The 21302-nt window shown below is 55.3% G+C and carries 9 protein-coding genes; 1 reads left to right on the top strand and 8 read right to left on the bottom strand.

Going from position 1 to position 21302, the window contains the following annotated elements; translation table 11 throughout:
* Nucleotide 1 precedes the first annotated feature (1 nt).
* From RBQ93_RS07655 to mraZ, 5 genes are read right to left on the bottom strand one after another with little or no spacing between them, the layout of a single operon-like run.
* Nucleotides 2–1522 carry a UDP-N-acetylmuramoyl-L-alanyl-D-glutamate--2,6-diaminopimelate ligase gene (locus tag RBQ93_RS07655; protein WP_320371512.1) on the bottom strand — a complete coding sequence of 507 codons (1521 nt, stop codon included), beginning with the start codon at nucleotides 1520–1522 and terminating at the stop codon, nucleotides 2–4.
* A 12-nt stretch (nucleotides 1523–1534) separates the two neighbouring features.
* Nucleotides 1535–3538, bottom strand: coding sequence for a penicillin-binding protein (locus RBQ93_RS07650; protein ID WP_320371511.1), 2004 nt, complete (start codon nucleotides 3536–3538; stop codon nucleotides 1535–1537).
* A 31-nt stretch (nucleotides 3539–3569) separates the two neighbouring features.
* Entirely contained in the window at nucleotides 3570–3908 is a 339-nt protein-coding gene (ftsL, locus tag RBQ93_RS07645) for a cell division protein FtsL (RefSeq protein WP_320371510.1), read from the bottom strand.
* A 16-nt stretch (nucleotides 3909–3924) separates the two neighbouring features.
* Nucleotides 3925–4869: a 16S rRNA (cytosine(1402)-N(4))-methyltransferase RsmH gene (gene rsmH / locus RBQ93_RS07640; RefSeq protein ID WP_320371509.1), complete on the bottom strand. Its 945-nt coding sequence runs from the start codon at nucleotides 4867–4869 to the stop codon at nucleotides 3925–3927.
* On the bottom strand, nucleotides 4870–5349 hold the full coding sequence (gene mraZ, locus RBQ93_RS07635) for a division/cell wall cluster transcriptional repressor MraZ (RefSeq protein WP_320371508.1): 480 nt from the start codon (nucleotides 5347–5349) through the stop codon (nucleotides 4870–4872). It abuts the gene before it with no gap.
* 281 nt (nucleotides 5350–5630) lie between these two features.
* Between mraZ and RBQ93_RS07630 the strand changes: the two genes are divergently transcribed.
* A complete protein-coding gene (locus RBQ93_RS07630) occupies nucleotides 5631–6356 on the top strand; it encodes a metallophosphoesterase (RefSeq protein WP_320371507.1) in 726 nt (241 codons plus the stop codon).
* Between the two features lie 242 nt (nucleotides 6357–6598).
* Here RBQ93_RS07630 and RBQ93_RS07625 read toward each other — a convergent pair whose 3' ends face one another.
* The 3 genes from RBQ93_RS07625 to RBQ93_RS07615 all read right to left on the bottom strand — a co-directional run bounded on the left by RBQ93_RS07625 (nucleotide 6599) and on the right by RBQ93_RS07615 (nucleotide 21301).
* Entirely contained in the window at nucleotides 6599–8017 is a 1419-nt protein-coding gene (locus tag RBQ93_RS07625) for an HlyD family type I secretion periplasmic adaptor subunit (protein ID WP_320371506.1), read from the bottom strand.
* Nucleotides 8018–9025 carry a M23 family metallopeptidase gene (locus RBQ93_RS07620; protein WP_320371505.1) on the bottom strand — a complete coding sequence of 336 codons (1008 nt, stop codon included), beginning with the start codon at nucleotides 9023–9025 and terminating at the stop codon, nucleotides 8018–8020. It lies immediately after the preceding gene.
* Nucleotides 9026–9106: 81 nt separating this feature from the next.
* Complete coding sequence (locus RBQ93_RS07615) at nucleotides 9107–21301, bottom strand: putative Ig domain-containing protein (RefSeq protein WP_320371504.1); 12195 nt, start codon at nucleotides 21299–21301, stop codon at nucleotides 9107–9109.
* Nucleotide 21302 lies beyond the last annotated feature (1 nt).

Here is a 21302-nt window from a genome sequence, read left to right as displayed (position 1 = left end):
ACTAGGCCCTCTCTCCCAGTGCTGCAGCCGCTTCTTCTCGGTCGTCGAAGTGGTGTTTGGTCGTGCCCAAGATCTGATAGTCCTCATGCCCCTTGCCGGCCAACAGCAGGATATCCCCCGGCTTGGCCAACCGTGCGGCCAGCCGGATCGCCTCGCGACGGTTCTCAAGCACGGTAAAACCCTTGCCCGTAACGGCATGTTCCAGCTCGCTCAGGTTATATTCACGTACTGCCAGCGGCATGATACCTTCCCGTATCTGACCCAGGATCGTGTAGGGATCCTCAGTGCGCGGGTTGTCTGAGGTCACCACAGCAAAATCCGAGAGCCGGACGGCTATCTCGCCCATCACCGGACGCTTGCCTGGGTCGCGGTCGCCGCCGCAACCAAAGACGGTAATGATCCGGCCGGTGGCCAGCTCCTGCAGGGTGGTGAGCACATTCTCCAGGGCATCACCGGTGTGGGCATAATCCACCAGACAGGTGACACCACGCTGGTTAGGCACCCGCTCCAGCCGCCCCGGCACCTTGGCCTGCTGGCTGATGCCCTGGCTGATGCTCGTGAGTGGCAGTTCCAGCGCGATGCCGACAGCAACGGCAGCCAGGATATTGGACAGGTTGTAACGTCCCACCAGCCCGGAGCTAAACTCGATCTCACCGGCCGGGGTTACCAAGATACCCTGGATACCATCAACCGACGAACGCAGCCTCCGCACGGTCACATCGGCATCGGAGGCCAGGCCGTAGCTGATGACCGGGCAGACGGCTGACCGCACGAAATCAGCACCGACAGGGTCATCCAGATTGATCACCGCCCGACGGCGCGGCTTGACGGCGTCCGGTCGCAGCAGTTCGCTGAACAGGCGCTGTTTAGCTGCCTGATAGGCCTGCATGGTCTTGTGGTAATCCAGGTGGTCGCGGGTCAGGTTGGTGAAGACCCCCACGTCGAAGTGGCAGCCGTCGACCCGCTTCTGTTCCAGGGCATGGGAGGAGACCTCCATCACAAAACCCTGGGCACCGGCAGCGGCCAGTTGACGAAAGGCGGCCTGCAGTTCGGTGGATTCCGGCGTGGTGTGGCTGGCGTCGATCACCGTGGCGCCGAAACGGTAGCTGATGGTGCCCAGCACAGCGACCGGCTTCCCGGCAGCGGCCAGGATCGCCTCGATCAGGTAGGTGGTGGTGGTCTTACCGTTGGTGCCGGTGATCCCCACCAAGGGGTGTTCCGCTGTAGGATCACCATGAAAACGGGCAGCCATACACGCCATGGCCAGGCGGCCATCCGCCACCTGCACCCACGGCACGGCTGACGGCGCTTGGGTCGCATCTTCTAGCACCACGGCGCTGGCCCCGGCCTCCACGGCACGTTGAATAAACTGATGGCCATCCACCGTGGCGCCCGGCAGGGCAAAGAACAGCGTTCCTGGCTGCACGTGACGCGAGTCGCAGGTCAACTGGCCGATCTCAACCTGGACATCACCGCTCATCGAGAGCGGCGTTATGGTCTCCAACAGTTGTTGTAGGCGCATGGTCATTCCTTTTTATGCCGCCGGCACCAGGCGGACCCAGATCTCATCGGCACCCCTGATAACCTGCCCTGGTTGCGGGTACTGCTCGATCACGCGACCACTGCCGCGCAGCTGGATATTGATCTGCCGTTTTTCCATCACCTGCAGCACCCGCCGCATGCTCATACCTCGAAAATCCGGCATTACCGTGCCGGCGCCGGCCACGTCGATCCGTCCACCTTCGCCAGCCTCCGTGACCGGTTCAAGCTCACGCAGTGCTGCCGCCTGCGGCACTGCCGGCTGCGCTGGAGCCGCCTTTACCTGCATGGCTGGCGTTGTTGCGCCACCATTGGTCCCTTTCAGGTAGCACAACGTGTTGAAGGCGATCTCGCGGAAGGCAGGTGCCGCCACCACGCCGCCATAGGGGCTGGCACTCGGTTCGTCGATCACCACCAGAATGGTTAGCTGCGGCTTTTCGGCCGGCACAAAACCGATGAACGAGGCGGTGCGCTTGGTGGCTGAATACCCTCTGCTGACCGGGTCCACCTTCTGGGCCGTGCCGGTCTTGCCGGCCACCCGGAACCCTTCAATAGCCGCCTTGGTACCGGTGCCACCAGGGGCCACCACGGTCTCCATCATGCGGGTCACCGTGGCTGCCGTATCGGCCGAGATCACCCGGCGTACCGGCTGGGGTTGTATATGCTTCAGTTCACGGCCGGCATCATCAATCACCCGCTCCACGAGATACGGCTTCATCAGCATACCGCCGTTGGCCACAGCGGAAACCGCGTTCACCAGCTGGATCGCCGACGCAGAAACCCCCTGCCCGAAGGCGATGGTGGCCAGATCGCTGCCGTACCAACGCGAAACCGGCCGCAGACCGCCGCCGGTTTCCCCTGGCAGATCAATGCCGGTCCTTTCGCCAAACCCGAAGGCCTTCAGGTAGCGGTGCAGACGGTCATCGCCCAGCCTGAATCCGATCTTGGCCGAGCCGATGTTACTGGAGTAACGCAACACGTCGCTGACCGAAATCCTGCCCTGGGGGTGGTCGTCACGAATGGTCCTGCCGCCGAACACATAGCTGCCATTCTCGCAATTAACCTGATCATGAGGCCGGACCAGCTTTTCCTCAATGGCTGCCGCCATCAGGAATATCTTAAAGGTTGAACCGGGCTCAAAACTGTCGACCACGCTGCGGTTACGCAACTGAAACGGGGTGTAGCGTGAAAACGAGTTGGGATTAAAGGTCGGATAGTTGGCCAGGGCCAGCACCTTGCCGGTGGCCGGCTCTGCCACCACCGCCATGCCGGCCTTGGCGCCACTGGATTGCACCGCCTTGGCCAGTTCCTTTTCAGCCAGATACTGGATGTTCTTATCCAGCGTCAGCACCAGACTCCTGCCGGGAGAGGCGTCCTTGACCACCGTCTCGTGCGGGGCCACGTCACGGCCCAAGGCATCGCGCTCGGTCACCAGATATCCGGTATTGCCCAGAATGGTGGCATCGTAGCGTAGCTCCAGCCCCTCCAGCCCCTCCGGATCGATGCCGGTGAAACCCAGCACATGGGAGGCCACCTCAAAGTTGGGGTAAAAACGCTTGCTCTCTTTAACAAAGCCGATTCCGGCCAGTCTCAGCTGCTTGATCCGGCGCACCGTATCCGGCGCCATGCGCCGCTCCAGCCAGACAAAGCCTCTCTCGAGGGTTAGCTTCTTGAACACCGCCTGCTGTGATTCGCCCAAGAGCGGTGCCAGCACCGTGGCCGTGCCGTGGGGATCCTTGACCTGCCGTGGTTCGGCATACAGGGAGTCCATCTCCAACGAGACCGCCAAAGGTGCCCCGGTGCGGTCGTAAATGCCGCCCCTGGCCGGCACCAGTGGCACGGTGCGGTTATACTGACGCTCCGCCAGCTTGACCAGTTGATCGTGCTTTAGCACCTGCAGACAGAAGCTCCGGCCACCAACAACGAGAAAACAGCAGGCAAACAGACCGGCGAGTATGATAATCCGGACTCTGGTCCATTTTTCCCGCTGATCTTTCATGGCCGTCCCCAGGCTTCTTCGCTGTCGCTACTCATTTCACCACTACCACCTGCTGCTCCAGCGGCACCGTCATCCCCAGGTCCCGCTTGGCGATCGCCTCGATCCGGGCCGGTGTGCTCAACGACTCGGCCTCCAGCTTGAGACGTTTCTGTTCCTGCTCCAGATCTTTCATCTGTCGCGAGGCCTCGTTGATCTGCAGATTCAACTCCACCAACCGGAAGCGTGACCAGACATGGAAGATGGAGACAATCGTCAACAGCACCATGCAGACCATCAGGAACCTGACAATATCAAGTCGGTGAGCCGAGACATCCAACCCGATCTGGGCCGGGATCGCCACCTTGTCATAACTGAATTTTGCCGTACTCATCGGCCACCTCCTTCCATCAACCAGCCAACCGTTCCGCTGCCCGCAACTTGGCGCTGCGCGAACGGGGATTTTCTGCCAACTCCGCGTCACCAGCCATCACCGGCCGACTGGTCAACACCCGCAGCAACGGCTTCTGTCCACAGACACACTGCGGCAGCTGCCGGGGACAGCGGCAGCCGCTGGCAGCATCTCGCAGACGCTGTTTCACGATACGATCCTCAAGGGAGTGGAACGAGATCACCACCAGCCTCCCCCCCGGCCTGACCATCTCAATACCGGCCTGCAGGCCCTGCTCCACCTGCTCCAGCTCGCTGTTCACCAGAATCCGCAGCCCCTGAAAGGTACGGGTCGCCGGATGGATCCGGTCTTCCTGAAACCTGCGCGGAATGGTGCGCTCCACCAGCTCGGCCAGCTGCAGTGTGGTCTCAAACGGCCGTTCCTGGCGGGCTGTCACGATCCGCTGGGCGATCTTGCGGGCCCAACGTTCCTCGCCATACTCCTTGATGGCCCGCTCCAGCTCCCGCTCCGACAGACTGTTCACCAGATCAGCTGCCGTATCGCCTTGGCTTGGATCCATCCGCATATCCAGCGGTCCATCGGCCCTGAAGCTGAAACCACGCTCGGCACGGTCCAGCTGGGGCGATGAAACCCCCAGGTCCAGCAGCAACCCATCGATTGCCCCAACGCCCTGGCTTGCCAGCAGGTCGGCCAGATCACCAAAACTGCCCCGCAGCGGTCGAAAACGGTTGCCAAAGCGCTCCAGGCGCTGGCTTGCCGCCGCCAAGGCCGACGGATCACGATCGATGCCGTACACCAGACCATCCGGACCGCTGGCCTCAAGGATCAACTCGCTATGACCACCAGCCCCCAGGGTTCCATCCAGATAAACGCCGCCAGACCTGGGGGCCAGATACTGCAACACCTCGGCTGCCATGACCGAGTAATGGGAGAACGATTCCACCTAAATACCGAGCTCTGCCAACGCTGCCGAATCCTGGGGGAAGTTGCGCTCATCCTGGGCGTTGACACGACTGTAGGTCTCCTTGCCCCAGACATCGAACCGCTTGCCCATGCCGACAAAATACAGGTCGCGCTCAAGCGCCGCATGCAGCCGCAGGGCCGGCGGGATCAGCACCCGGCCCAGCTTGTCAACCGAGCACTCCTGGGCAGGCCCCAGCACCAGACGCTTCAGGCTGTTCAACTGCGCCAGCGCCAACCCGCCTTCATTGGCCTGAATCTTCTTCTCCAGCTCCTGCCATTCTGAAAGTGGATAGACCGAGAGCCCACGACCGTAGCTGCCGTCGCCAAAATCAACCGGGGAGGCCTTGGTGATCACAAAACGCTCGTCACCAAAACCTTGGGACAGCACCTCACGAAACCGCACCGGGATACTGGTCCGCCCCTTGGTATCTATGGTTGTCAGGCATTCACCGCCAAACATGGCCACCCTTCCCCTCGTTTCCACCTATTACCACTTTTTTCCACTTTGCGGCAAACTATACCAGTCGTCAAGAGACTGTCAAGAACAAAGCATTACTTTTGAACTGAGGGGTGTGACCTGAACCATAAAATGGCCAAATGGTCATTTTATGGTTCAATAGGCCGTGGACAGCTTATGGTTAAATGGCTGCCCAGAAGTTCAACAAACGCCCTCCTTGACCAAACACACCCCGTGACGTAATCTTTTGTGCATCCAACTGACCAGGAAGCACATCAAAGCCTATGGCAATTGTGATTTCTGACATACACGGCGATATAAAAAAGGCCAGGACCTTCCTGGAATACAGACCTGATATCGAGCATGTCATTCTCGGCGACCTTGTTGACTCCTTCAATTTCGGCTCGACGATCCAGAAAGAGCTCGAGTGCCTGGATCTGATTCTCAGATCAAACTCCATCCTGCTCTGGGGCAACCACGACCTCGCCTATACCGACAAACCCTGCTGGCCACCGTACTCGCGACTCCCTGATTCCTTGAACCCCATATCTGACATGATCATCCCGCACATGGGTCGATTCAAGGTGGCACACGCTGTAGACGGATGGCTTTGCACCCACGCCGGCGTCTCAACGATGCTTGCCAAAAATTTGCCGGCTCTTCCGATGAGCAGTTGCGATCCAGTACGCATCGCGGATTGGCTTAACAATGAGTTCAAGCAGCAGAGAATATTACCCAGGCCCCAAACGGGTCAGCATCAATACTATGGCGTAGGGCCGCTGTTCGCTATCAACGATGCGCGCGGGGGAGATGACAAGTACGGTGGGATATTCTGGTATGACCACCAGCGGGAGCTTGCCAAGCCCGATCCACAAGTAAAGCAACTATTCGGGCACACTCATGTGGCCGGGCCATTACGACGGGACACGTGGAACAACATAAACATTGAAGGTGGATGCTGGGTGTTCGACACTGAGGAAAGTGACTTTGTACTGCTTAATCGTAACTAATGAATAAGGTTGTTTTTGGGGTCAGCAATGGATCGCGTGGACAGCTGGGAGCGGTTCAGTTATTTCAGATTGCAGGCCATCTTTAAGCATCGGATCGAGTCCGCATTGGTTTTGTTGACAGATAAAGTACTGTCTTGGCAGCACTGGGTGCCGTGTATGCCCAGTTGAAGTCAACTGATGAGGTTTTGGAGGTCAGTTGCTCAGCCACGTAGCTGGCAATTAAACGTGTACAGAGGCAGTATTCACCGCTCCCTTCCTGCCTCCTGAAACGCCTTGCTGATTGGCGAGAAGAAGTATTCCAGCACCGAACGTGTCCCCAGCTTGATTTCGGCTGTTACTTGCATTCCAGGGGTAAGTTTGTGTTTTAGGCCATCCGCAATCAGCTGCTGGTTTGACAAGGCCACCAGGGTACGGTAGTGCAGTTGCGTGCTCGCCTTGGTGGTCGGCACAATCCCCTGCTCCCCCATCTTGGCCTGGCCCATGTTTTCGCTGGCGTCAGCGCTGACCTGATCGACAATGCCATCGATCATGCCGTATTTCTGAAAGGTGAAGGCTGAAAGCTTCAGCTTGACTGGCTGTTGTGGACGCACAAAGCCGATATCCATGGTGGACACCCACACTTCGGCCTGAAGCGGCTCATCGCGTGGCACCAAGGTCATCAGAATTGTTCCCGGTGTCACCACGGTACCGGCAGTATGGGTAGCCAGATCCTTCACCACGCCATCTTGGGGAGCCTTCAACTCCAGCAGGTCATGGCGGTGCTGCTGTTTGGCCAGCTCTTGCCTGATCTTTTCAAACTGCCCCATGGCCTCAACCCGCTCAATCTGAAGTTGACGACGATTGTCAGCCGTGATCTGGGCCGCCTTTTTCTGGGCCTGGTTAATGGTGGCCTGAGCGCTCTTGATGTTGAACTCCTGGGAACGCAGATCATGTTCCTTTTCAATCCGCTCACGCTGTTTTTCGGCAGCCTGGAGTTTGGCCACCATGCCGTCCCTGTAAAGGTCGTCATAAGCCTTCTCCTGTTCCCGATAATGGGGCAAGGTTTGCTCGAGCTTATTTTTTACCTCGCGGGCTGATGCCATCTCCTGCGTTGCCTTTTCCAGCACGCTCTGCTGCTCTGCCAAGGCGCTTTCATAGGCACGACGATTGGTCTGATACTGGACAAAAACCTGGGCAAACTGATCAGCCGGGTCTTCAGGCTGCCGGATCAATGATTTGCCGCCCAGCTCTGCATCAATCCGACGGATTGCCAACTGTAGACGATGGTATTCGGAGGTGATGGATTTGCCTTCAGCTGTGGACAGGACCGCATCCATCTTCATCAGTACCTGTCCCTGTTTGACGAATTCCCCTTCTTTGATCAGTATCTCTTTTACGATCCCCTGTTCCGCCGGCTGGACGATCTTGAGATAGGTTTGGGGTACCAGCTTCCCGTCAGCCACCGCCACGATATCCAGACGCCCGAAGGTCGCCCAGAGGACCAAGCCAACGAAAAGTGCTGCCACAACCTTCAGGACAGTTCTGCCCAACGGAGCCGGGGCTTTGTCCTGGATCTGCATGATAGAAGGACGGAAATCCAACGGGTCGGCTTCAGAAGAACCGGCCAGCCGTTCGCTCAGCCTGTGCCACCACGATTGTTTTTGCTGCTCGGGATGCTGCATCTACCTGTTCACCTCAATTTGTTTTTGTTCCTCAACAACCACCCTGCCTACCCGTTCCAGCCGTATCAGCCCACTGTAGTTGCCCTTAGGCCAGAATTCAGCCCTTCGTCGTTTACCGTTGTAGGCAAACCAGACCGCCTTGTCGCCAGGCAGCACAGACTGGCTATTTGAGATACGCTGCTTGTCAGGACCGTACAGTTCAAGAGTCAGGCGGTCGCCCTTGTGCAGGCCGAATAGTTCCACCCAGAAGACCAGGTTTTCTGCATCATCAGGGATGGTTTTGACATCATAGCCACCGGCCTCGGCCACTTCTTTTTGAGGAGATGTAGCTGCGAAACCGGTGATCAAGACACCTGTTGGCTGGTAGCGTAGCGCCTTCATGGCGGTGGCAGACCAGAGTGTCCTGTCGGATTTGCCGCAGGGCTTTGCTTCAGGGTTGAACGGATCTAACGGTTTACCATCCTTGCTGACACTCATATCCAGATGAGGAAATTCAGTGTTGCCCGACAGACCAACCATACCCAAGACATCGCCTGCATTTATTCGTTGTCCTTTACGCACGACAACACTACCCAACAGCAGGTGGCTATACTGGGTAGCCCAGCCATCACCATGATCAATTCGCACACCGTTGCCGGCTTCCTTGCCCTTAAGGCTGGCCTTGTCACGTTGTTTCAGATAAACATCCGGTTCGCCATCACGCACTCCCACCACAACTCCCGGAGCCGCAGCAATTACTGCGACCTTGCTTCGCATGGCGGACAGATCCCGCAACCTGAAGTCTGTGCCGTGATGGGTATCGTAGGTCAGCTTGCCGCAGGTGTAGTCATGGGCACCAGGGCCGGGATCGGTATCAAAATAGTTTTGAATGAAACAGTCCTGCTCAAGCGTGCATCGGATCGGCAGTTCCAGCACCGGAGGTGCGGCCTGGACGGGTGTTGCCAGGAGAAATAAGATTAGAACCAGAATAGAAATATGCTTTGCCGTATAGAGACGTAACCTGACCATAGCACTACCCTTCGTGTAACCAAACAATTCCCGGGGAGATGGTTGCCCATCTCCCCGGTTTGATGCACATGTTTTTTACACCTACATCCTCTTTAAACCCTCGTTCAATCCTTTGAAGCCCTTCAGCTCGGTACCACAATTGCCGGAGGCAAGGGTGGTGTCCATACTGAAGGCGTGGGTAGAACCGAGGGTACCGGCGATATTGCGGCCGAAGTTGCCGATGTCGGCCCCCAGGCGGTGGTTACGGCCCTGATCGTCGCCAAGTTCGGCCAGGTCGTAGGCCAGAGCACGGCTTACCGCCAGCCAGCGTTGGGCAATCGTGTTGTCGCTGTGGCTGGAGCGGGTAGTGTGGCCGTCAAATTCACGCAGATAGGCGTCCATTTGTTCCGCATCAAGGTAGTGGATCGAACTGGCTGCCGGCATATCTGTGCGCCGGTTATCATGATGATCATCATGGCCGCCGAACCGGTGATTATCGTGGTCATTACCATGGTTGCCGGCTTTGTATCGCTTGATCCAGTCGAAGTTGTCGTTACGTTCGATATCATCGTCGGAGCAGTAGGACGAGCTCTTGTTGTTCTTGCCGAAGCTGAGCTGGAAGACATCGGAGGTGGAAAGGCTGCCTTCGGTGCTACCGGTGGCTGCTACCTGGTCGGTGGCAGTGACCCGGATATCCAGGTAACCGGCCTTCTTGGGCGCGGTACCGGAGAAGGTACCGGTTGCGGCATCAAACTTCAGCCAGCTTGGTAGTGCTTTACCGTTGGCCAAGGTGGCGGTGTAGCTGAGCGCATCCCCTTGGTCGATATCAATGAAGCTATCGCCCGGCATGGTGAAGCTGAAGGCCTTGCTGTTCTTAACGCTCTGATCAGCCAGACGCTGGGCCACGATCGGCGCGTCGTTGGTTCCCTTGATGGTTATGTCAAGTGAGGAGGTTGCTGATAGTTTCCCGTCGCTGACGGTGTAGTCGAAGCTGTCAACCACCTCAGCGGTACGTCCGAGACTCTGGACCTGATAGGAAAGGTTATTGAGCATGTAGCCGTACTTGCCGTCGCTGGAGAGCCCCAGATAGCCGTAGTCGCCCCGTTTGAAGCCGGGATTGGCTAACGTTAGGGTGTCAGCGGCATCAGGGTCGTGGTCGTTCGCCAGCACGTTACCGACAACAACCGGCGGGCAGCGGTCTTCTGCAATGCTGGCGGTGTCGGGGGTTGCGACCGGTGCGCTGTTGCCGCCTGTTACGGTGATGGTGAATGCATCAGCAACGCTTGCGCCGGACTGGTCGGTGGCGGTCAGGTTCAGGGCGATGCTGCCCACCCTGGTGCTATCAGGCATGCCGGAGAAGGTGCCAGTTGCTGCATCAAAGGTGAGCCACGCAGGCAGTGGACTGCCGTTTTCCATACTTGCGGTGTAGCTGAGCGAATCCCCCGAATCAATATCGATGAAACTATTTGCCGGGATCTGGTAACTGAAGGCCTGACCCTGTTTGGCGTCCTGATCTACGAGCGGATTTGCCAGCTCCGGAGCGTCATTAACATTGGCAACAGCGATGCTGAAGCTGCTGGATGCCTGTGCGCCGGCCAGGTCGGTGGCGGTTACTGCAACCTGCAGGGTACCGACGCTGCTGTTGTCAGGAGTACCGCTGAAGGTGCCGGTTGCCGGGTCAAAGGAAAGCCATGCGGGCAAAGCTGATCCATCGGCAAGGGTGGCCGACAGGGTTAGCGTATCACCGGCATCAACATCCTTGAAGGTGTCGGCAGGGATCTGGAAGCTAAATAGCTCATCTTCAACGGCACGCTTTCCGCCGATCGCGCTGAATACTACCGGGGCGTCGTTGGTGTTGGTTACGTTCAGGGTGAAGCTTGTTGACACCGATGCTCCGGCTAGGTCAGTAGCGATGATGTTCAGGTTGAGGCTGCCGACTTCACCATTGCCTGGGGTGCCACTGAAGGTTCCTGTGGCAGCGTCAAAGGACAACCATTCCGGCAAGGCAGAACCATCAGCCAAGGTAGCCGTATAGGTTAAAGTGTCTCCAGCATCAATATCGTTGAAGGCATTGGCCGGAATAGTGAAATTAAATCCTTGGTCTTCAATAGTGTTATGAGCACAAATTTCAACGCCAACAATCGGTGCATCATTGGTATTCTGCACAGTGAATACCAGGGTACGGCTAACGGTTGCACCTAGGTCATCATAGGCGGTAACCACCACCTCATGGTTGCCGACCTGATCATTTCCGGGGGTACCGCTGAAGGTACGGGTTATCGGATTAAAATTGATCCATGAAGGTAATGCTGTATTGTCTGCCCCGCTCACCCGATAGGTCATAGGCAGACCCTCCGGATCAAGGAAAGCATCGGCTGGCAGCTTGAAGCTGAATGCCGTGTCCTCGGTTATCATCCGATCAATCGAATCAGAACCTGATACAGGTGCCTGATTAATCAGTTCCTGCAGGTTTATGGTGGTGCCGTCGGCCAGTTGTAGTGCACTGATCGGCAGATCGCTTCGTTGGCCGGTGGGGCTGTAACCAACTATGCGTACCTGGTCTCCCATGGCGCCATACCTGACAATCAAATCGGCGCCTTCCACGGTCATGGTGATATCGTTACGTGCGATGCCGTCGCCAAAGGCAAGGATATTGCCTACGCCTTGCTCGGCAGCATCAAAGACGAGATCCGAACCATCACCGAGATTAAAGAGATACGTATCAAAGCCTGCGCCGCCATTTAAATCGTCATTGCCCTGACCACCAGCAATCATGTCGTCACCAGCCCCGCCATTCAGATAATCATTGCCGGCTCCGCCCAATAACCGGTCATTGCCAGAGAGGCCATAGACCTCGTCGTTGCCAGCTTTTGCATCGATGACATCGTCAAACGGCGTGCCGATGATCAGGTCGTCACCATCGCTGCCAGGAGCAACAATGCTGGAAAGTCTGATTCTGCTGCCGTCAGCAAGCTCGATCTGTTCTACCACATGGCTGCCGCTAGTGCCGCTATAACTGTAATTCTCAAGAATGACTGCATCGCCAAGGTCACCATATTCGATAACCAGGTTGCTCCCTTCGATTCTGGTTTGCAGGTTAGCGGCCGTGATTCCTTCGCCAAAGACGATCAGGTTGCCTTCCTCAAGGGTGGCGACATCGGCGATGGTGTCCACCCCGTCGCCCAGATGGAAGACATAGGCATCACTGCCGGCGCCGCCTTCTAGCCGGTCGTTGCCGATCCCACCGGTCAAGGTATCGTTACCGCTGCTTCCTTGCAGCAGGTCTTCCCCTTCGTAGCCATAGAGGCGGTCGGTCAGGTTGGTGCCACGGATGAGGTCATTACTTGAGTCGCCCTGTAGGATAAAGGTGTGCTTGACCAGATCTTCGTACGCAAGGATGGTTCCGTCGCTGAAGGTAAAGCTTTGCACCGCACGCGTTCCGGTGTCGGCCGCATCGGGATTGAAGTTGGTCAGATGAATCTCATCGCCGCCATTACCCACGCGGATGATCAGGGTATTGTCACGGTACGTCAGGCGCTGGGTGATGTCGCTAACAGCGATGCCTTCACCAAAGGCGATTCGATTTCCCTCGTCCGGCACCGCATAGTCATCAATGCGGTCGATCCCATCTCCACGCTGATAGAGGTACAGGTCATCACCGTTACCGCCTACAAGCTGGTCATTACCTCTGCCGGCGATCAGTGTATCATCGCCATCGCTTCCCGTAATCCTGTCGGCAGTGCCGGTTCCCTGCAAGATGTCATCCCATTCACTACCGATGATATCGAAACCCTTATCAATCATCTGACTCCAGGTCATGACAGTGCCATCATCGAACTTGAAATATTCGACGGCATGAGGGCCGTATGGGTCAGCAGCAATGAAGTGGTTAATGCGAATGGTTTCGCCGGTAGTGGTGATATTCAGCAGCAGCTGACCACTCTGCGGGTCGTGACTGAGGCTGATGTCATCGGGGCTAATGCCATAGCCGAACAGCAGGCTGTTTGGATCGGATGGTGTTGAGATATCGTCAATGGTGTCGTTGCCGTCCCATTGGGAGTAAAGGTAGGTGTCGTCGCCTGCCCCACCGGCAAGGATATCGTCCCCTTCTCCGCCTTCGATGGTATCGTCACCAGCCCTGCCAAGTATGGTGTCATTGCTCCAAGAGCCTTGCAGATAGCGAGGCGTTGCGAACAGATTACCGGTCTGGGCATAGGCCACGGCATAGTCGCCACCGGCCATTTCCACGGCTCCGGTCAACTCAAAATTTGCCGTGTCATCGCCAAAAAGTGGAATTGCAGCGTTTACATCTGCAGCAAGTAAATCAGCCTTGTGCGCTTCGATCATTGCAATAAGGTCAAAGATACGGGCGCTGCCGCTTGCGTCTAAAAATTGAACCCGGGGTACTTGATAATATGGATAGGGGGCATAGTTATTGTAGGAATTAAGCCACAGTATCGTGATGCTGTCTTCAGTCCCGGCTATACTGAGTATTAATTCTCCGCTTTCGCTATCAATCCGGGCAAGTACATCTCCGGGCAGAATATCGACACCAAAGGAAAGCGTGTCCACATCTCCATAGGTTCCACTTGGGTAGTTATTTATATAATCACTTCCGTCACCACGGTTAAAGACATAGACATCATTGCCTGTGCCACCTTCCAGGTAGTCATCACCGGTCCCGCCTGCAATTACGTCATTATCATAGCCGCCGCGGATATAGTCCTCACCTGAACCTCCCGCCAAGGCGTCATTGCCGTAGCTGCCACTCAGATAGTCAGCGTTGTCGCGGGCATCGATTTCATTGTTATTATCATCGCCGTAAATCTCGTCATTTGCGACACTTCCCAGAAGAAATTCACCATCCCACGAGCCATTTTGATACCCGATTATTCCGGCATCGGCCATGCCGATGATCTGCTCAAGCGACAATTCTCGTCCATCGTCAAAGACAAACCGTTTAATGGGGAGGTTATACAGGTTCAGAACTTCGCCACCGTAGTCAACTTCGTCATTCCCATCATAGCTATAGTCGGCCAGCATCGGCATTTCAGCCTCAGGGTAACTACCTTCAACAGAACCGGTAATCAGCATCCCCTCATCATTGCCGATGCCGATGGCCAGCTGCACAAAACCTGATAGTGATCCTTCTTCAGTCTCATCAACACCATCAATCAGACTTGATTCCATAAACATTGGCCGGATATCACCGCCGCCATCCGACAGAGAGCTGTTTTTGATCTGGATGCTTAAGTCTTCTGGCCTGATGCCTGCACCGAAAATGACCGTATCACCTTCAATAGAGGCCGAAGTCAGGTAGGTCTGGAGATTGTCAAATCCGTCCCCTCGTCTGAAGAAGATGGTGTTGACACCAGCGGTTATGGTTAGATTGTCGTTGCCTGCTCCGCCGTCGAGCGTGTTGGTGCCTCCAGCTACCTCAAGAAAGTCTGCCTCGGTACCACCTGACAGGGTATTGCTACCGTTATCGTCGTAAAGATAATCATAGCCTTCGCCGCCATTCAACTGATCGTCACCGGTTCCACCATAGATTGAGTCATCATCGACACCACCGTGCAAGATGTCGTTGCCTCCAAGGCCGTAGATGGTGTCGAACCCGCCCCCGCCAGCAAGCAGATCAGCGTTAGGTGTCCCCACCAGATAATCATCAGAATCACTGGCAACGGACATCCGGCTGAGGATTGCAGCCCGGTCCCAAATCGTGCCGTCGCTGAAGCGGATCTCGTTCAATTGAGCAGGGACGGACGCAAACCAGCCTTTGACCTGCAGCAGATCGTCACTGTTTTTGATGGCCAGCACAAGGTCTTCACCGTTGATCATCAATTGCAGGTCTTCGGGAAGCAGGCCGTCGGTCAGCTGCATCACGTTGTGCTCTTCGGCGGTGGCTTGGGTTTCTACCACAAGATCTCTGCCGTAGCCGCGGCCGAACAGGTAGGTATCATTACCGACTCCCCCTTCAAGCCGATCATCGCCGCTTCCGCCATCCAGTATGTCATTCCCGGCGCCACCGAACAGCTGGTCATTGCCACTCAGACCTGTGACACTGTCATCGCTATCATAGCCAACGAGGATGTCATCGCCCTCGGTGCCTTTCAAAGCCATCCGTTTGATGGCATCCACTGTCCAGATCGTACCATCAGAGAATTGAACCAGTTCTATACGGGACTGTTCGTCAGCGAACCAATCCGTGACAACCATCCGGTCACCGCTATCGATGATCGTCAGTTCAAGATCACTGCCCGTCCTGCGTAGGGCAATTTCATCAGGGCGGATAAAGTCACCAACATAGATCAGATCACGCAGATCACCGGCACTAAGCTCACTGATATGGTCTGTGCCGGTGCCACGCCTGAAGATATAGACATCATTACCTGAACCGCCATAGAGGGTGTCGTTGCCACCACCGCCATCAAGAATGTCGTCACCTGCGCCGGCAGACAACCGATTGTCGCCGCTGCCGCCGACTAGCACGGCATCACCGGCATTGTTCTGGAGCGAACTATTACCATCACCACCATAGACGACATCGTTGCCATCACCGGAAGAGACATAAGAAGCATACAAAGAGGTCGTTCCGCGACGATCAGTAGCTTCCGACCGGTTTGTTCCGGCTGGTGAATTGTTAACCGGTAACCCGCCGGCATCGATCACCCAGCCCAGGTCGGCGTCCATACGCACGAAAAATTCACGGAAATTTAGGTAGGAGAGGGTGGTGGTTGAGTTAGAGACCCGCCAGGTGCGGGCAAATTCGCCCAGCAGCTGCTTACCTGCCGTAGCGTCCGTTGCCAGGCTATCGGCTATCTGTGCTATTACCCGCGTCAGGTCGGCCACCGGCCGGTATTGCTTTTCGTCCCATAGCCAACCAACCTCGCTGTACAGATCGTTCAGGTGAGTCTGCATCATCAACTGGGCATAGTTGCTTTCCAGCAGCCGCTGATAAATACCGTCCAACACGACAGCAGCCTCGTTATTGGGGCTAGGGCCGAACGCACCAACAAAGGCACGGCCCATGAACGCTTCAATAACGGCAAGTTTGCTTGCATCGATAAAGACGCCACGAGAACCGTCTTCAACGGTCTCAGTTTCACTCCACACAGAAAGTATCTGTTTCATCAGGACATTCCGTGCGCTGCTGTCGATTTCAGCAACGAACTGTCCCACCAGTGCTTTCAGATCAGGATTGTCGTGCATGGCTTGCTGCAGACTTGCCACCGTGCCGGTGCCTGCCAGCTCGGGCAGGGCCGCTGTTTCTGCGGCGACGGTTGTCGTTGTGGTTGATTTGGTGTAGGTAAGATTGCGCTGCAAGCGGTATTCGGCAATCGCACTTTCAGTGCCATCCTCCCGCAGGAAGCTGCTGCTGCTGACAATAGTATTGCCCTTGCCGTCCGGGGTGTTTACCGCTTGTGAGGCTAGGCTGATCTGCTTGATGCCCAGGCTGTACAGGTCGTGCAGTTCATCTGCCTGGCTTACGGCATCACCGTTGGCATCCTGCCAGACCCGCAGCCGGTCATAGCCGATATCCCTTGCGTCGATCAAACCATCCTTATTGCTGTCCAGATCGGCCAGGGCCTCAAAACCATTATTGGCCAGCCTGCCGCTTCTTAGCAGGGTGTTGTCGCCGAACAGTTCTCGGCCATCGTTGATGATGCCGTCACCGTTTCTGTCCATCACCAGCAGGCCGTCATCCTTACCCACCCAGGCGGTCCGTTCAGACATACCGTTAGCATCATGATCAAAGTAGGTGCTGGTGTTGATGCGGGTAGTCTCAATCCCATCGCCGTCGAGATCAAGAATCAGTGGATCCATTCTGATGGGAGGAGCGACACTGCCTGCCCGGCAGAAGTCGGCCTCGTTCAGGTTGTGACTAACGGCTATTAGCTCAGAAAGGTTCATCTGTGTAGGAACAGTGGATGACGGCACCTGGCTCCAATAATTCACAACACCGCCACCATCTTGTGGCAGCGGTATGCCAAGTCTTATCAATGCAGAACTGGTATTCATGATGCCTGGCCCCACATACGTGCCCCTGCTTCCGGAGGGAGTGCTAGAGCCAAGAGAAAAGCTGACCGGAAGACCCGTCGACGCAGATGTCGTGAAGCACGGATTTGTCACACCTCCTATGGTGCCACCAGTCCCACCATCGTCGGTAGCGGTGCGCAGGGTAACCGTCAGCCGGCCATCCTTCTCTACAAACACAACACTGTTCCGATCTATGATGCCCTGAATATTGATGGAATTGTTTTCAGTGCCTGAAAAGTCGTCATAAATCTCAACGGTTTCCTTGTTTGGGCTGACGTAGTAGTTATCGTTGCCGGTACCGCCCACCAGTATGTTATGCCCGGCGTCGCCATACAGTTCGTCATCACCTTCGCCGCCGTTAAGGTAATCGTCTCCGATGCCGCCTTGCAGGCGGTCATTCCCCCCGCCTCCGAAGATCTGATTCGTGCCGGCCTCTCCGGCCAATCGGTCATCGCCTTCGCCGCCATCCAGATAATCATCACCTGCACCACCCTGGAGCAGATCGTTGCCGTCACCGCCCATCAACTGGTCGTTGCCGTCAAGTCCCATCAAGACATCGTCACCAGCCTCACCATCCAGGTAATCATTACCGGCATCGCCCTGCAGATGGTCATTTCCGTCGCCCCCCATCAGCTGATCGTTACCGTCTCCCCCCAGCAGAGTGTCATCGTCACCTTCACCATCCAGGTAATCATCGCCCGTGCCCCCTTGAAGCCAGTCATTGCCACTGCCGCCAAACAGTTCGTCATTCCCGGCATTACCAAACAGGCTGTCATCACCCTCTTCACCATCCAGATAGTCATCGCCCTCATTGCCTGACAGTTGATCCGAGCCAGCACCCCCCATCAACTGATCGTTGCCTTTATCGCCAAACAGCAGGTCATCACCCTCTTCACCATCCAGATAGTCATCGCCATCACCGCCGGATATCTCGTCGTTATCACCACCGCCAAACAGGGTGTCGTTGCCGCCCAGCCCCTCGATGATGTCTTCGCCAGAACCACCATCGATGTAATCGTTGCCGTGAGTGCTGGCAGCCTGCCAGTCGGCATCACCCTGGATTACATCATTGCCGGAGCCGCCAATAATCGAATCATCACCGCCTTCGCCATACAGCACATCATCACCGCTGCCGCCGTCGACACTATCAGTCCCGCCACCGGCATAAATGATGTCGTTGCCGCTACCGCCGTAGATATTGTCATTACCTGCAACAACAGCAGTATCCAAACCTATGTCAGTAAAGTTTGAACCGTTGACACTCCAGTTTTTTTGGGCCCAGGTGATGCCCATATCTGCCAGAATGATGTCGTTGCCGCCTGCTCCCACCAGCAGATCATTGCCACCACCACCGAACAGGGCGTCATTGCGGTTTGAGCCGTACAGTTGATCATTACCTCCGCCGGCCGCAAGCAGATCACCTCTTTCGTTGATGCTTTCTGCTGTTTCTCCGGCACTCACCAACGCTGTCATTTCGCCGTAGTAGTCACCAAACAGCAAGTTATTGCCGCCATGATAATCGCTTACGATATCGCTGCCACTGCCCCCCTCAAGGATATCGTCACCACCGCGGAGGGCATCGATAATATCGTCTCCTCCACCGGCCTGAATGCGATCGTTACCGGCGCTGTCGTAAAGAAAATCTCTCCTCAAGGGCAGATGCACGCTAGGGTCGCAGATCACATTGCCCAAAGAATCTACCTGGGCATTTTCAATAGGATTGCCAAAGGGATCAAATTGATACTCATCAGGATAATCAGGATCGAGTGGGATTGGGTTTAAATCGCCGACTATGGTGCGGGTGGTAGTGATGGTGGGTAGCTCAGTCAGGTTAATGCCGAAGTCGCCGTTCTGGAAGTTTTCTCCCAGTTCAATCACACCGCCGTCTTCAAGGACCAGCCGCCAGGGGGAGTTGTGGGTGATAGTTATGGAGCCGGTGGCGTCGCGCCAGATGTTGCTACTGCTTTCACGGTAAAAACAGCTGCTTTGAATGGTAACGCCGTTACGCTTGATGATAACATGGCCTTGATTATCCTCATCTACTATGATGTCGTTACCGTCGCCTATATTGTAGACGTAGGTATCGAAACCGGTGCCACCGTAGAGGATGTCGTTGCCTTTACCGCCCTCCAGGGTGTCGTTGCCGGTATTGCCGTAGAGAGTATCAATACCATCGTTACCATATAACTTGTCATCGCCGCTGTTGCCGTAGAGTTGGTCGTTACCGCCACCGCCATACAGTTTGTCATTATCAGCGCCACCTTCGAGGTAGTCATCGCTGCGATTTCCGTAAAGTGTATCGTTGCCGGCACCGCCATAGAGGCGATTTGTATACTCGCCTCCACGGAATTCCTCACTTGTTTCATTACCGAAGAAAACATACCGTTTTGCCTGTGTCGGGTCTGAGCTACTACCTTGCGGAAACACCAATACGTTCTTACCACTAATCCGGTCGATAAAACTCCAAGCATTTCCTCCAAGTTCGGCAACAGTAGCACTCACTTGCAGATTATTCGGTACACCGCCAGTATCAGCAGTATTTGCTTTCATCACCCAAGCGAGCATGACTGCACGGTCGGCTATCCAGGCATCAGAAAGGCTGCCTTGGTCGGTGGTTGGGTTGTACAGGTCGAGTTCGCCATTTTTGTTAAATTGACTGTAATCAACACCAGATATTGCAAACGGGTTTAGTTCTTTTAGTGCATAGCGGTAGGCGGTTGGGACGGATGTAGGACTTTCGTCGCCGGCTTTAGCAATGCTGGCGACAATTTCTGCGGACATGCTGGTCAAAACACTAAAATTGCCACTACCTACAAGGTTTTTGTAACCGTCACTGGTCTTGATGTCTTTAAGAGCATTATAAAAAGCGTTACGCCAGTCAGGTATCCACCATGTATTACTCTCGTTTATGCCAACAGTCTTGCGAAGATTAGAATCTTTGCCGGTAAATATCTTTGCAAGGGCATCGACTATGGTTTCAAGGGTATCGCCTTCCGATTTGCCTTGGGCACCAGGCACGGTATCTGCGTTTGTCGCAGTAGCTGATTTAAACAGGCTTTGTAGCTGATCCATGGTGACATAGTCGTCTAGCTTACTGATGGTATCCATGACGGCCAGCGAATCTATGATCAGCACAAGACTATGGGTATCGCCAGAGCTGTTTTGCTCCCATTTATCGACTATTCGTAAGTCTAACAAACTGGGATTTCCTCTTATTAACGGCTGGTTTTCAATCTGTATTGCAACCCGGTCTTTGCTGTGATGAAGTCCAGAGGTAGCAACTGCAGTCACCCCACTGCCGTAAAACTCCGTCATTTTGCTGTCAAACAGTAGGTCTGGGTTGGTTTCAATTTTGGCTAATGGAAATACGACATTTTCCCAAAAGGCCGAAGTAGTCGTATGGTAATGTGCCACTTCAATCGCATACCAGTAGCGAATATCGCTGAACAATGATCCAACTGGTGATTTGTTATAATACGCATTCGGTTGATCGGATGAAATAAGCCCATGCACGCGGTCGCTTTCCTGCATAAAGGCATCAAGCTTGGCTTGTGCATTGGCCATCAAAAATTGCCCAACCGTCATCGATGGATTCCCCAGCTCATCATAAGAAAAAATTTCTTGTGTTACAGCTGGTTCTCCCCCCCACATTACCTCCAAGTAGGTTTCCATTACGTTGGTTAACGTCACTCCGGGTTCCAAGCCTCCGGTTCCAGCTCCGTTAAAGGTGTAGATATGCTTTATAACGTTTTCGGTGTTGGACTCGCGGCGTAAGATGGCAAAAGCGGAGGCAAGATGCCCCCCCAAGCTGTAGCCGGTAACATCAAATTGTGAAGATGCGGTAAGCTTACCTTGCTGTATGAGGCTTTTATACCAGTCCTCCATATCGGCTATCTGGCCGAAGGCCCAGCCGTTACTTGAAATACATCTGTTCGTACCCTCGCTGTCGCGCAAGGTGTCATCAATGGCTTCGGTACTGCGGAAGGAGATGACAAGGTCGCCCGTTGCTTTTTCTCGGAATAAGGTGCCTGAAAAACCGCTTGGGGTATTTTCCTGCTGGTCTACCACCTCCCAAGTACTGGCAAACTCTTCGGCAAGCAAGGTTGGGAACCTGCTGGGGTGGCCGTTGCCGTCTATAAGCGCTTTAACATACTTATCGCCTGTATATATTACCTTCGTTATTGGATCAGCAAGAAACGCCTCTGCCGCCATCTGCAGGTTTGCATACTTCAAATAGGTTGCAATCTCTTGCGTTGCCATT

It is taken from the genome of Trichlorobacter sp. (assembly GCF_034008105.1).
Classification (GTDB): Bacteria; Desulfobacterota; Desulfuromonadia; order Geobacterales; family Pseudopelobacteraceae; genus Trichlorobacter.
The sequence above is the reverse complement of the archived record's forward strand: the minus strand, read 5'-3'. Positions and strand labels throughout refer to the sequence as shown.